13 protein-coding genes and 1 pseudogene are annotated in these 12,687 nt (G+C 70.4%); 5 read left to right on the top strand and 9 right to left on the bottom strand.

The window, feature by feature from the left end; all coding sequences use genetic code 11:
* Positions 1–79: 79 nt before the first annotated feature.
* From pstC to pstB, 3 genes are read left to right on the top strand one after another with little or no spacing between them, the layout of a single operon-like run.
* Positions 80–1,087, top strand: a complete 1,008-nt coding sequence (pstC, locus tag ACWC2T_RS42075) for a phosphate ABC transporter permease subunit PstC (protein WP_450675570.1) — start codon at positions 80–82, stop codon at positions 1,085–1,087.
* Positions 1,084–2,142: a phosphate ABC transporter permease PstA gene (gene pstA / locus ACWC2T_RS42070; RefSeq protein WP_450675569.1), complete on the top strand. Its 1,059-nt coding sequence runs from the start codon at positions 1,084–1,086 to the stop codon at positions 2,140–2,142. The genes pstC and pstA overlap by 4 nt, the downstream gene beginning before the upstream one ends.
* A 49-nt stretch (positions 2,143–2,191) precedes the next feature.
* On the top strand, positions 2,192–2,968 hold the full coding sequence (pstB, locus tag ACWC2T_RS42065; protein WP_450675568.1) for a phosphate ABC transporter ATP-binding protein PstB: 777 nt from the start codon (positions 2,192–2,194) through the stop codon (positions 2,966–2,968).
* A 226-nt stretch (positions 2,969–3,194) separates the two neighbouring features.
* On the opposite strand, the gene ACWC2T_RS42060 is transcribed toward pstB, so the two are convergent.
* The gene (locus ACWC2T_RS42060; protein ID WP_450675567.1) at positions 3,195–4,193 is read right to left on the bottom strand and encodes an anion permease; all 999 of its coding nucleotides are present in this window, start codon (positions 4,191–4,193) and stop codon (positions 3,195–3,197) included.
* A 7-nt stretch (positions 4,194–4,200) separates the two neighbouring features.
* Positions 4,201–4,821 (bottom strand): DUF47 domain-containing protein, encoded by a 621-nt coding sequence (locus ACWC2T_RS42055; RefSeq protein WP_094216994.1) that lies wholly within the window; start codon positions 4,819–4,821, stop codon positions 4,201–4,203.
* Between the two features lie 206 nt (positions 4,822–5,027).
* Here ACWC2T_RS42055 and ACWC2T_RS42050 point away from each other — a divergent pair, with 206 nt between their 5' ends.
* Positions 5,028–5,333, top strand: a complete 306-nt coding sequence (locus ACWC2T_RS42050) for a metal-sensitive transcriptional regulator (protein WP_450675566.1) — start codon at positions 5,028–5,030, stop codon at positions 5,331–5,333.
* Positions 5,334–5,344: 11 nt separating this feature from the next.
* Here the strand turns inward: ACWC2T_RS42050 and ACWC2T_RS42045 are convergent, their stop codons facing one another.
* The gene (locus tag ACWC2T_RS42045; protein ID WP_450675565.1) at positions 5,345–5,527 is read right to left on the bottom strand and encodes a hypothetical protein; all 183 of its coding nucleotides are present in this window, start codon (positions 5,525–5,527) and stop codon (positions 5,345–5,347) included.
* 327 nt (positions 5,528–5,854) lie between these two features.
* The gene (locus tag ACWC2T_RS42040; protein ID WP_450675564.1) at positions 5,855–6,703 is read right to left on the bottom strand and encodes a hypothetical protein; all 849 of its coding nucleotides are present in this window, start codon (positions 6,701–6,703) and stop codon (positions 5,855–5,857) included.
* 142 nt (positions 6,704–6,845) lie between these two features.
* Here ACWC2T_RS42040 and ACWC2T_RS42035 point away from each other — a divergent pair, with 142 nt between their 5' ends.
* A complete protein-coding gene (locus tag ACWC2T_RS42035; RefSeq protein WP_450675563.1) occupies positions 6,846–7,019 on the top strand; it encodes a hypothetical protein in 174 nt (57 codons plus the stop codon).
* On the opposite strand, the gene ACWC2T_RS42030 is transcribed toward ACWC2T_RS42035, so the two are convergent.
* From ACWC2T_RS42030 to ACWC2T_RS42010, 5 genes and pseudogenes are all read right to left on the bottom strand, one after another.
* Positions 7,001–7,408, bottom strand: coding sequence for an NUDIX hydrolase (locus ACWC2T_RS42030; protein WP_450675562.1), 408 nt, complete (start codon positions 7,406–7,408; stop codon positions 7,001–7,003). The genes ACWC2T_RS42035 and ACWC2T_RS42030 overlap by 19 nt on opposite strands.
* 19 nt (positions 7,409–7,427) lie before the next feature.
* Positions 7,428–8,537 carry a CHAD domain-containing protein gene (locus ACWC2T_RS42025; RefSeq protein WP_450675561.1) on the bottom strand — a complete coding sequence of 370 codons (1,110 nt, stop codon included), beginning with the start codon at positions 8,535–8,537 and terminating at the stop codon, positions 7,428–7,430.
* Entirely contained in the window at positions 8,518–10,872 is a 2,355-nt protein-coding gene (locus tag ACWC2T_RS42020) for an RNA degradosome polyphosphate kinase (protein ID WP_450675560.1), read from the bottom strand. The genes ACWC2T_RS42025 and ACWC2T_RS42020 overlap by 20 nt, the downstream gene beginning before the upstream one ends.
* Before the next feature lie 574 nt (positions 10,873–11,446).
* Positions 11,447–12,373, bottom strand: a complete 927-nt coding sequence (gene mshD, locus ACWC2T_RS42015) for a mycothiol synthase (RefSeq protein WP_450675559.1) — start codon at positions 12,371–12,373, stop codon at positions 11,447–11,449.
* 186 nt (positions 12,374–12,559) lie between these two features.
* Positions 12,560–12,687 (bottom strand): annotated as a pseudogene (locus tag ACWC2T_RS42010) (IS5/IS1182 family transposase); the annotation flags it as partial.

Below are 12,687 nucleotides of genomic sequence, written 5' to 3'. Positions count from 1 at the left end.
TCGGGCCGCACCGTCCGGTGCACCGCCGCCATGAGCCGCCGCCCGTGAGGGCGCCCGGCTCCGCAGACCGGAGAACCCGATGGACATATCGACCAAGACAACCGACGCACCTCCCCCCACGCCCCAGCCCTCGCCGACCGAGCAGAAGCGCAACGCCCGCGGCGCGACCCGCCCCGGCGACCGCATCTTCCTCGGCCTGTCCCGTGGCTCCGGCATCCTGCTGCTGGTGATCATGGCCGCGATCGCGGTCTTCCTCACCTACCGTGCCTCCCTCGCGATCAGCAAGGACCACGGGAACTTCCTGACCACCTTCGAGTGGAACACCAACCTCATCCCGCCGAGCTTCGGCATCGCGGTGCTGGCCTACGGCACGATCGTCTCCTCGATCATCGCCATGGTCATCGCGGTCCCGATCGCCGTCGCGATCGCGCTGTTCCTCACCCACTACGCCCCGCGCCGGCTGAGCGGTCCCATCGCCTATGTGATCGACCTGCTCGCCGCCGTGCCGTCCATCGTCTACGGCCTCTGGGGCGCCCTGATCCTCGTCCCGCACATGGCGGGTCTGTACGGCTGGCTGAACGACTACCTCGGCTGGACCGGCATCTTCTCCTGGGACGGGGGCGCCCCCCGTGCCATGCTCACCGTCGGCATCCTGCTGGCGATCATGATCCTGCCGATCATCACCAACGTCAGCCGTGAGGTGTTCCGGCAGGTCCCGCGGATGCACGAGGAGGCCGCCCTGGCCCTCGGCGCCACCCGCTGGGAGGTCGTCCGCATGGCCGTCCTGCCCTTCGGCCGCTCCGGTGTGATCTCCGCGTCCATGCTCGGCCTCGGCCGCGCCCTCGGCGAGACGATGGCCGTCGCCACCGTGCTCTCCCCGGACTACGTCATCCACGCCAGCCTGCTGAACCCGGGCGGCGGCACCTTCGCCCAGAACATCGCCAGCAAGTTCGGTGAGGCCACCGAGCAGGGCCGGGACGCGCTGATCGCCTCCGGTCTCGTCCTCTTCGTCATCACCCTGCTGGTCAACGGCGCGGCCCGCATGATCATCGCCCGCCGCAAGGAGTACTCGGGGGCCAACGCATGAGCCACGCACTCGCCGACAAGCGCCCCAGCACGCTGCGCGGCGCCAGCCTCCCGAAGTGGTCCCCCTGGGCCATCGCCGCCGGCTCGATCGCCCTGGCCGTGGTCATCGGCCTGGTCGGCGGCCTGCACAGCAAGATCCAGTGGGGCCTGATCGCCGCGATCCTCTTCGTCCTCGGCACCTACGGCATCGCCTCCCGGGTGGAGGGCCGCCGACAGGCCAAGGACCGGGTCGCCACCTCCTTCGTCTGGGTCGCCTTCCTGCTCGCCGTCGTCCCGCTGGTCTCCCTGATCTGGGTGACGATCTCGCGCGGCGTGAAGGTCCTCAACGTCTACTTCCTCACCCACTCCATGGGGGTCGTCGCCGACTCCGAGCCCGGTGGCGGCATCTACCACGCCATCATCGGCAGCCTGGAGCAGGTCGGGCTCGCCACCCTCATCGGTGCGCCGATCGGCATCCTGACCGCGATCTACCTGGTGGAGTACGGGCGGGGCAGGCTCGCCCAGGCCGTCACGTTCTTCGTCGACGTCATGACGGGTATCCCGTCGATCGTCGCCGGCCTGTTCATCCTGTCGCTGATGCTCATCTTCCAGATGCAGCCCTTCGGCTTCGCCGGTTCGCTGGCGCTGGCCATCCTGATGATGCCGGTCGTCGTGCGCTCCACCGAGGAGATGCTCAAGCTCGTCCCGAACGAGCTGCGCGAGGCCTCGCTGGCGCTCGGCGTGCCGAAGTGGCGGACCATCCTGAAGGTGGTCCTGCCGACCTCCATCGGCGGCATCACCACCGGCGTCATGCTGGCCATCGCCCGAATCGCGGGCGAGACCGCGCCGGTGCTGCTGCTGGTGTTCGGCAACCCGTTCATCAACAACAACCCGTTCGAGGGTGCGCAGGCGTCGCTGCCGCTGTACATCTATCAGCAGTACGCGCAGAGCGCGGGCGCCAACGCGGCGTACGACCGCGCGTGGGCGGCGTCCCTCACGCTGATCGCCTTCGTGATGATCCTCAACCTCGTGGCCCGCGGCATCGCCCGCTGGAAGGCCCCGAAGACCGGTCGCTGACGCGGCCAACAGCGACCGAGCCTGAATCTCTGGAAGTGAAGTAGAAGACATGGCCAAGCGAATCGACGTAAGCGGACTGACCGCCTACTACGGCTCCCACAAGGCGATCGAGGACATCTCGATGACCGTCGAGCCGCGTTCGGTGACGGCGTTCATCGGCCCCTCCGGCTGCGGCAAGTCGACGTTCCTGCGCACGCTGAACCGGATGCACGAGGTCACCCCCGGTGGCCGCGTCGAGGGCAAGGTGCTGCTGGACGACGAGAACCTGTACGGCGCCGGGATCGACCCGGTGTCCGTCCGCCGCGAGGTGGGCATGGTCTTCCAGCGCCCGAACCCCTTCCCGACGATGTCGATCTTCGACAACGTGGCGGCGGGCCTGCGGCTGAACGGCAAGTACAAGAAGTCGGAACTGAACGACATCGTCGAGAAGTCCCTCAAGGGCGCGAACCTCTGGAACGAGGTCAAGGACCGCCTGAACAAGCCGGGCTCCGGCCTGTCCGGCGGTCAGCAGCAGCGGCTGTGCATCGCGCGGGCGATCGCGGTGGAGCCGAACGTCCTCCTGATGGACGAGCCCTGCTCGGCCCTGGACCCGATCTCCACCCTCGCCATCGAGGACCTGATCGGTGAGCTGAAGGAGCGCTTCACGATCGTCATCGTGACGCACAACATGCAGCAGGCGGCGCGTGTCTCGGACCGTACGGCGTTCTTCAACCTCGCGGCGGTGGGCCAGCCGGGCCGGCTGATCGAGATCGACGACACCGAGCGGATCTTCTCCAACCCGTCCGTCCAGGCGACGGAGGACTACATCTCCGGCCGCTTCGGCTAGGCCGGTACGACCCCTCGCGGTGCTGCATGGCGGTGCCACCGCGAGGACGCAAGAGGGCCCGCCCCTGGCTCCCGGGGGCGGGCCCACTGCGTTTCAGCGCTTGATGGCAGGCAGGGCGGCGAGATGCTCTGCGGTCGGGGTGTACGGGTGCCAGCCGGTCTCCGCATGGGCGCGGTGGATCAACCGGGAGGCAGGGACGTTGCAGTACGAGTACCTACCCGTACCTTTACAGCGCCACCAGGTCGACCACTCCGAAGGCCAGCGCAGCGACCAGCGCGGCTGCCGGCATGGTGATGAACCAGCCCAGGACGATGTTCTTGGCCACGCCCCAGCGGACGGCGTTGACGCGCTTGGTCGCGCCCACGCCCATGATCGCCGAGGTGATGACGTGGGTCGTGGAGATCGGCGCCTTGAAGAGGTACGCCGTGCCGAACATGATCGAGGCGCCGGTGGCCTCCGCCGCGAAGCCCTGCGGCGGGTCCAGCTCGATGATCTTGCGGCCGAGGGTGCGCATGATGCGCCAGCCGCCCGCGTAGGTGCCCAGAGAGAGCATCAGTGCGGAAACGATCTTCACCCAGACCGGGATCGGATCGCCGAACGTCTCGTGGCCGGAAATCACCAGTGCCATCACGACCACACCCATGGTCTTCTGGGCGTCCTGGAGGCCGTGACCGAGGGCCATGCCGGCCGCGGAGACCGTCTGCGCGATACGGAAGCCGCGCTTGGCCTTGTGCGGGTTGGCCCGGCGGAACAGCCACATGATCGCCAGCATGACGAGGTAGCCGACGATCAGGCCGACCACCGGGGACAGGAACATCGGGATGATGATCTTGTCCAGCACCCCGTTCCAGTGGACCGCCGTACCGCCCGCCAGGGCCGCGCCGACCAGGCCGCCGAACAGGGCGTGCGAGGACGAGGACGGCAGGCCGAAGTACCAGGTGATCAGGTTCCAGGTGATCGCGCCGAGCAGGGCGGCGAAGAGGATGCCCATCCCGTGTGCGCCGGAGGGCGTCTCGATCAGGCCTTCGCTGACCGTCTTGGCGACTCCCGAGCCCAGGAACGCGCCGGCCAGGTTCATGACCGCCGCCATGGCGAGGGCCGCCCGCGGGGTCAGCGCCCGCGTCGACACCGACGTCGCGATCGCGTTCGCCGAGTCGTGGAAGCCGTTGGTGTAGGTGAAGAAGAGCGCGACCAGGATGGTCACGATGAGGGCGAAGGTGTCCATCGACGCCTCAGGACTCCTTGACGGCGATGGTCTCCACCGTGTTCGCCACGTGCTCGAACGCGTCCGCCGCCTCTTCCAGGACGTCCACGATCTGCTTGAGCTTGAGCACCTCGATCGCGTCGTACTTGCCGTTGAAGAGGTGGGCCAGCAGCTTGCGGTGGATCTGGTCGGCCTGGTTCTCGAGGCGGTTGACCTCGATCCAGTACTCGGTCAGGTTGTCCATGGTGCGCAGGTTCGGCATCGCCTCCGCCGTCAGCTCGGCGGCCCGGGCCAGGACCTCGATCTGCTGCTCGACGCCCTTCGGCAGTTCCTCGACGTTGTAGAGGACGACCAGGTCGACGGCCTCCTCCATGAAGTCCATGATGTCGTCGAGGGACCCGGCGAGGGAGTAGATGTCCTCGCGGTCGAACGGCGTGATGAACGAGGAGTTCAGCTGGTGGAAGATCGCGTGCGTGGCGTCGTCACCCGCGTGTTCCGCGGCCCGCATACGCTCTGCGATCTCGGCTCGGGCAGATGCGTCCGCCCCGAGCAGTTCCATCAGGAGTTTCGAGCCGGTGACGATGTTGTCCGCGGAGGCGGCGAACATGTCGTAGAAGCTCGTCTCCCTGGGGGTCAGACGAAAGCGCACGTGGGGTCCTCGGGGTGCTTCGGTTTCGGTCAGGCTGATGCTAGGCGCATCATCCGGCCACGGCTAACGGGCCGCATCCCAGTGTCGCCCATCGGGCACAGTGATCAGCACGGGGGCGTACCAAGGGCTCCCTACCCCACGGAATTGGTTACCATATACCCACCAGGGGTATGTATCCGCAGCTCGTCGGGAGAGGGAGGCCTGTGATGACGACGACCGAGGCCGGCGCCACGCACGGCTACCACAAGCAGAAGGACGAGCACCTCAAGCGGCTGCGCCGGATCGAGGGGCAGATCCGGGGCCTGCAGCGGATGGTCGACGAGGACACGTACTGCATCGACATACTCACCCAGGTCTCCGCCTCCACCAAGGCGCTGCAGTCCTTCGCGCTGCAACTGCTGGAGGAGCATCTGCGGCACTGCGTGGCCGACGCGGCCCTCAAGGGCGGCGACGAGATCGACATGAAGGTGGACGAGGCGACCAAGGCGATCGGCCGCCTGCTCCGGTCCTAGGCCGAGTGCACCTAGTCCTGGCGGTCCTGGTCGTCGCGTTCCTCGGACACCCGCAGCACCTCGTCGATGCTCTCCAGGCTGAGCCGGTCCTCGGCCGCGGAGGCCGCGATGATCAGCTCTCCGCAGAGCTCGATCTCGGCGAGGGCCACATGGTCCTGCACCGCCGTACCGCCGGCCCGAGCCACCCGCCTCACCTCTTCTCCACCGTCACCGACTTCCTAGAGTAGGCAGCGCTCTACACACCGCGCATGGCACGGACGGGCTACTTACCGGGTGGTGCCGGGGACTAGGCCCTGTCGTCAAATTCCCGCCTGCCCCGCGACGCCATGCACGCTCCCCCACTGCCTTAAGGGCGTGGGAGGTGCCCCCACTCGCCGCACCGGGCCCGGGCCCGAGTACAACCAGTACGAGGGCCAGGACCCGGCACTCCCCCAGCCTTCGGCCGGGGGGACCCCCAGAGCACGCACCTGACGCCGCAGGGCCCGCCCTCCGGGCGGACGGTGGGAATTTGACGACAGGACCTAGTTGCCGTTCTCGGCGATCCGGCCCGCGTAGATGTCCGCCGAGCGCGGCAGCCGTACGTCGGCGGGGGCGCCGAAGTCGTACAGGAGGGTCGTCGAGGCGACCGCCACCGGGGTCTTCTGCAGGCCGTTGACGAAGCTGAAGCGCTGCCTGAGCTTGCGGATGCGGCCCTGGTCGTCGAGATACACGTCGAACGGTACTTCGGCCGCGGCGAACCCTTTCGCCGCCGCGGCCAGCGGCGCCCGGTTCTCGGCGGAGGCCTGGCGGGCCGCGCTGCTCAGGTCCGCCGTGCCCCGGTAGTGCCGTACGGCGGTGCCGCCGACCTCGGTCCGGCCGACGTAGGCCGCCGTCCGTGTCCCGCGCAGCACCTCGGCCGCCGCGTACGGGTCGGTCGCGCCGCCGGTGACCAGATTGCCGTCGGACAGCGTGGCGGTGTCCACCCGCACCCACTTGTCGGCGGGCACGCCCGCGCCCCGGTTCTTCATGAACAGGGCGCCGGGGGCGAGGAGTTCGGTGATCGGCTGGTGCTCGGAGGTGCCCGCCGGGTCCTCGGGCAGGACGACGGTGAGCCGGCCGAGCCGGTGCCGGTAGTCGTAGACGCCCTGGCCGCGGATGGTGACCCGGGTGCCGCCCGTGGCCATCTCCATGGAGGTGGTGGCCTTGGACGTGCCCGCGCCGCCCAGGGTGTCGGCGGCCCGGCGCAGGACCGCGACCGGATCGCCTCCGCCCTTGACGTCCTCGGCGGCGGCCCCGAAGCCGGAACAGCCCGTGGCACCCGCCCCGAGGCCGAGCATGATGCCCACCGCGACGACCGTCCTGCCCGCGTTCCTGTGCTGCCGCCGATCCATCGCCTGCCTACCCCCAGCCGGTACGTCCGTCACGGGCCCCCTACACGTCCGGTTAACGACAGGTGGGGGGCGCCGTCACGCGCCGCCGGCGGCGGGGAAAGCCGTACGAGCCCTTTACCGTGCGGCGGGTAACGTTGTCAGCGTGGCGCAGCAGGAGGGGCCGGAGCGCGTCCGGCAGGGGCAGGAGCACCGCACCTCGACGACGGAACAGGGCCGCTTCTGCGTGGCCTGCTGCAGCTGTGGCTGGCGCGGTCCGGCCCGCCGGGCCCGCAGCCAGGCCCGTACGGACGCGGAGGCTCACGCCGCCGAGCTGTGAAGGGCGTCGACGAGCTCGCGGTCGCGGGGCTGGGTGAGGCGGCTGCGGGCCGCGGCGGGGGAGAGCCACAGGATGCGGTCCACCTCGTCGCTCGGGGTGAAGTGCCCGCCGACCGCCTCGGCCGCCCAGTAACGCACCTGCTTCGGGCGGCCGTTGGCGACGTACCGCAGGGTCGGCAGCTCCGCGCCGGGCGCGGCCGTGTACCCGGTCTCCTCCGCGACCTCCCGAAGGGCGCCCGCGAGCGCGTCCTCGCCGCGCTTGAGTTTGCCCTTCGGGTGCGACCAGTCGTCGTACTTGGGCCGGTGGACCAGACAGATCTCCAGGTCGCCGGAGACCGGTGAGCGGCGCCACAGCACGCAGCCCGCCGCCCGCACCAACGTGTCGTTCACACCGCCTCCTCGGGAGAACTCAGGGTGTGCTGACGGTCTGCTTCTGCCAGGCCTGCTGGAAGGCGAACCTGGCGGCCTCCACCTCGTGCCGCTGGTCGGCGTGGAGCACGCCGAGCGCGTACGCCGTCGCCGGGGCGATCCGCGGCGTACGGGCGGCCTGGGCCGCCGCCGCTGCCGCCTCCGAGGCGTCCCGGTGCCGGTTCAGCGCCTGGCCGGCCGTGAGCACGCGCACGTTCACCGGCGCGTTGCCGCCGTGCAGCGCCTCCTGGGCGTACCGGTACAGGCGCAGCAGCAGCCGGACCTGGTGCCAGGGGCCGTCCTGGGGGTGCGGGGACGGGTCCGGGGACAGCCCGTGCACCAGGGCCTCCGCGTTGTACGGGTGGCCCGCGGTGACCAGGGGGAGCCCTGCGATGGCGTCTGTCAGCCGTTCCTCCGCAGCGGCTGCCAGGGGGCGCAGGTCGGTGGTGGGGGCGGTGGGGGTGAGGGGGACCTCGCTGGCGAGTACGGCGACCTTGTCGGCGACGGCGTGAAAGCGGCTGGATCCCAGTGCCTGGAGCGCCGTGGAGTGGGCCCGGGTCCGGGCCAGGGTCAGCTGGCGTTCGAGCAGGGCGCCCGCTTTCGCCGCGCCCACGGTCAGGTTGGCGCGTTCCGGCGTTGGGGCCGCCGGGCCACCGGCCGGGGAAAGCGCCGTCGCGGCCACCTCCACGGAGGCCACCTGGCCCGGGAAGGCCGTCGCCCCCGACAACCGGTGCAGCGCCAGCAACAGCCGTTCCAGGCGGGCCTCGTACGCGTGCTCCAGGCCCAGCGTGCCGGACAGCCAGGCCAGTTCGGGGCGCATCTCCTCGGACCAGTCGGGGTCGAGGAGCGGGCGGAAGGTGTGCAGGCTGCCGCTGATGCGGCGGGCCGAGCGGCGCAGCAGGCGCGCCGCGTCGACGGACTCCTCCGCGCCGCCCTCGCCCGCCGCTGCCGTCGGCCTCGCGGGGGCACCCGCACCGTTGCCGCCGCTCTCGCGGTGCAGGCGCAGGGCGCGGAGGAACTCCGTGGCCTGGGCGCGCAGGTACGCCGCGAGGGCGTCCCCCGTCACCACCTCGGCCGTGGGGTCCGTCGGGTCAAGGTGTTGCTGTGCCACGCCGGCGCCTCCGGGCGTCTATGAGCATCTCCTGGATGTTGCGCAGGGGTTGGCCGTCCGCGTCGGTCGCGTGTCGCGTCCACTCGCCGTCCGGACCGAGGTGCCAGGAGGAGGTCGAATCGGACATACCGGTGTCGAGCAGCCGGTTGAGGGCCGCCCGGTGGGCGGGGTCGACGACCCGCACCAGGGCCTCTATCCGGCGGTCGAGGTTGCGGTGCATCATGTCGGCGCTGCCGATCCACACCTCGGGCTCGCCGCCGTTGCCGAAGGCGAACACGCGGGAGTGCTCCAGGAAGCGGCCGAGGACCGAGCGGACCCGGATGTTCTCGGACAGGCCGGCGACGCCGGGGCGGACCGCGCAGATGCCGCGCACCCAGATGTCCACCGGCACGCCCGCCTGGGACGCGCGGTAGAGGGCGTCGACGACCGCCTCGTCGACCATCGAGTTGACCTTGATGCGGACGAAGGCCGGGCGGCCCGCGCGGTGGTGCTGGACCTCCTTCTCTATCCGCGAGATCAGGCCGTCGCGCAGGGACTTGGGGGCCACCAGCAGGCGGCGGTAGGTCTCTCGGCGGGAGTAGCCCGACAGGCGGTTGAAGAGGTCGGAGAGGTCCGCGCCGACCTGCTGGTCGGCGGTGAGCAGGCCCAGGTCCTCGTACAGGCGCGCCGTCTTCGGGTGGTAGTTGCCCGTGCCGACGTGGCTGTAGCGGCGCAGGGTCTCGCCCTCCTGGCGGACCACCAGGGACAGCTTGCAGTGCGTCTTCAGGCCGACCAGGCCGTAGACGACGTGGCAGCCGGCCTCCTCCAGCTTGCGTGCCCACTTGATGTTGGCGTGCTCGTCGAAGCGGGCCTTGATCTCGACCAGGACGAGGACCTGCTTGCCGGACTCGGCCGCGTCGATGAGCGCGTCGACTATCGGGGAGTCGCCGGAGGTGCGGTACAGGGTCTGCTTGATCGCGAGGACGTCCGGGTCGGCCGCCGCCTGCTCCAGGAAGGCCTGCACGGAGGTGGAGAAGCTGTCGTACGGGTGGTGCAGCAGCACGTCCCGGGTGCGCAGGGCGGCGAAGATGTCCGGCGCGGATGCCGACTCGACCTCGGCGAGGTCGCGGTGGGTGCCGGCGACGAACTTCGGGTACTTCAGCTCGGGCCGGTCGAGGCTGTGGATGCGGAAGAGGCCGGTGAGGTCGAGGGGACCCGGCAGCGGGTACACCTCCGCCTCGCTGATCTTCAGCTCGCGGACCAGCAGGTCCAGCACCTCGCGGTCGATGGACTCCTCGACCTCCAGGCGCACCGGCGGGCCGAAGCGGCGCCGCATGAGCTCCTTCTCCAGGGCCTGGAGCAGGTTCTCGGCGTCGTCCTCCTCGACCTCCAGGTCCTCGTTGCGGGTGAGCCGGAAGGCGTGGTGCTCCAGCACCTCCATGCCCGGGAACAGCTCCTCCAGGTGCGCGGCGATGACGTCTTCGATGGGGACGTACCGGCCGGGGCTGCTCTCCAGGAAGCGGGACAGCAGCGGCGGCACCTTCACGCGGGCGAAGTGCTTGTGGCCGCTGACCGGGTTGCGTACGACGACGGCCAGGTTCAGGGACAGGCCGGAGATGTACGGGAAGGGGTGCGCGGGGTCCACGGCCAGGGGGGTGAGGACCGGGAAGATCTGGTGCCGGAAGAGCGTGAACAGGCGGGCCTGCTCCTTCTCGGCCAGCTCGTTCCAGCGGACCAGGTGGATGCCCTCCTCCGCGAGCGCGGGGGCGACGTCCTCGTGGTAGCAGGCGGCGTGCCGGGCCATGAGCTCGCGCGAGCGGGCCCAGATCATCTCCAGCACCTCGCGCGGCTGCAGCCCGGAGGCGGAGCGCGTGGCCACGCCCGTGGCGATGCGCCGCTTCAGCCCTGCCACCCGGACCATGAAGAACTCGTCCAGGTTGCTGGCGAAGATCGCGAGGAAGTTCGCCCGCTCCAGCAGTGGCGTGTTCGGGTCCTCGGCCAGCTCCAGAACGCGCTCGTTGAAGGCCAGCCAGCTGCGCTCACGGTCGAGGAAACGGCCCTGGGGCAGGGGGGTGCCCTCGGCCTTCGACTCTTCGTACGCGTCCAGGTCCGCGTCGAGGTCGGGTTCGAGGTCGGAGACCGCGCCCTGCGCGACATGCGTGCGGTGCGCGGCTATGGAGCCCACGTCGGGCTGGATGCGCTGGACCTCTGCCTGGGTGTCTGGCTGACTCATGACCCCATTCTTCCGCGCCATGGGCATTACGGGCGCGTCGGAACGTGCGGGCGGGAGCGTCACGGCCCCGTTCCCCGCGGGCCCCTCGGGGGGCGGCGAAGGCTCTGGCACGACGGGCTTCATTGGCCGAGCGTCGCAAGCCCGGCTGAATCATTGGTTACGGCGACATGACGTGCGGGATAGCGCGGGGCGGATCACGGGGGTCCTGGCTGCGTGGGTGAGGCCGAAAGGGGCCGGAATCAGCGGCCCGGCGACGGCGTGGAGTGGCGCGATGGTGCTGCCGCACTGGGGCATGGGCATGCCGGAGCCGGTGCCGCCCTGCTTCGGCGTGGTGACCCGGGGTGATCGTCGGCCACACGTGAGGCATCAGCTTCGCCGCCAGGACCCCGAGGCCCCGGTCAGCAGCGTGCCGACGACCAGCGCGGGCAGCGTACGGCGGGGCAGCAGCCCGGCCGGGAGCCCGGCGAGGGGCGGGCGGTGGTGGGGCCGCTGGCGTGGAAGGTTCCCAGGCCGTTCCGGCGCTTGGCCGTGCCGATCCGGCCCCGGCGAGCTGTATGGCGGCCAAGCCGGTCATCAGGCCGGCGAAAGCCGTACACCTCTCGGCCCATGCCTCCGGCTCGGTACGGAGGGGCGGCCCGTCGGGCTCCCGGTCTGAGCAGGCCCCTGGTCCGGCGGGCGCCCCTGGCTCAGTCGTGGGTCAGGTCTCCGTGCGGTACATCAGGTCCGTCTCGTACGTCGTGAACCCCAGCCGCTCGTACACCGACACCGCCGCCTGGTTGTCGGCGTCTACGTAGAGCATCGCCGTCGGCAGCTGCTGGCCGGCCAGGTGGCGCAGGCCGATCGTGGTGAGGGCCTTGCCGAGCCCACCGCCCTGTTCGCCGGGGCGGACCCCGAGGACGTAGACCTCGCCCAGCCCCTCCTCGGCGTGCACCTTGGTCCAGTGGAAGCCGACCAACTCCCCGCGCCGCTCGGCGAGGAAGAACCCGGCCGGGTCGAACCACGGCTCGGCCTTGCGGTCGTCGAGGTCGCGCTGGGTCAGCGAGCCCTGCTCGGGGTGGTGGGCGAAGGCGGCCGCGTTGACCGCGAGCCAGGCCGCGTCGTCCTTGCCGGGCACGAAGGTGCGCACGCTCACCCCCTCCGGCAGCACCGGGTCGGCCAGCTGCAGACCGGTCAACGGCCGCCGCATCTGGCGCAGTTCACGGAACAGGGTCAGGCCGAGCACCTGGGCGAGATGCCGGGCGGCGGGGTGCCCGCCGTGCGCCCACACCCGAAGCCGCTTGCCGGAGGCGGCGAGCAGCGCCGAGCCGAGCGCCCGGCCGTGCCCGTGCCCGCGGTGCGCGGGGTGTACGACGAGTTCGGCGGCCGGCGCCTCCACCGGATCGGTGTCCTCCAGCTGCGCGTAGCCGACGAGTTCGCCGTCGACCGTCAGCAGCAGATGCGAGACGCCCTCGCGGGCACCACCGCGCAACTGCAGCCGGCCCTGCTCGGACACAGGCTGCTGCCCGTCGACCGCGACAGCCTCGGCGAGCAGGGCCCGCACGGCCTCGGCCAGGTCCGGGGTGAGCGCGGAGCGGGTCTCGATGGAGCGGGCGGGGAAGGGGCGGGCGATGTCGTCGCTGCTCATGCGTAGAGGGTACGGCAGGCGTCCCGTAAAACCTATGTGAATGGCGCTGCGGTTCCGCAAAACCCCTGTGAATTACTCGCAGAGCTCTTTAATTGAGGTCCCATCGGAATTGGCTTTTTCCGGCTCTCGTATCCCGTAATGTTTTCCGTGTCGAAAGCGAAAGGCGCGAATGAGCCTTTTCCATCTTCACTCTGAGCTGGTCAGATGGAGGGTGAGGACGGCCTGGACGAGGCTGGTGATCCGGGTGGTCGAGCACCGCAGTTTGCGGAGGAGCCTCCAGGACTTGAGGGTGGCGATGGCCTGCTCCACGAGGG

It is taken from the genome of Streptomyces sp. NPDC001393, assembly GCF_053597455.1.
The sequence above is the reverse complement of the archived record's forward strand: the minus strand, read 5'-3'. Positions and strand labels throughout refer to the sequence as shown.

Coding starts and splice junctions, on each gene's coding strand:
- pstC (WP_450675570.1), top strand. CDS start 80: ATGGACATATCGACCAAGACAACCGACGCACCTCCCCCCACGCCCCAG.
- pstA (WP_450675569.1), top strand. CDS start 1,084: ATGAGCCACGCACTCGCCGACAAGCGCCCCAGCACGCTGCGCGGCGCC.
- pstB (WP_450675568.1), top strand. CDS start 2,192: ATGGCCAAGCGAATCGACGTAAGCGGACTGACCGCCTACTACGGCTCC.
- ACWC2T_RS42060 (WP_450675567.1), bottom strand. CDS start 4,193: ATGGACACCTTCGCCCTCATCGTGACCATCCTGGTCGCGCTCTTCTTC.
- ACWC2T_RS42050 (WP_450675566.1), top strand. CDS start 5,028: ATGACGACGACCGAGGCCGGCGCCACGCACGGCTACCACAAGCAGAAG.
- ACWC2T_RS42040 (WP_450675564.1), bottom strand. CDS start 6,703: ATGGATCGGCGGCAGCACAGGAACGCGGGCAGGACGGTCGTCGCGGTG.
- ACWC2T_RS42020 (WP_450675560.1), bottom strand. CDS start 10,872: ATGAAGCCCGTCGTGCCAGAGCCTTCGCCGCCCCCCGAGGGGCCCGCG.
- mshD (WP_450675559.1), bottom strand. CDS start 12,373: ATGAGCAGCGACGACATCGCCCGCCCCTTCCCCGCCCGCTCCATCGAG.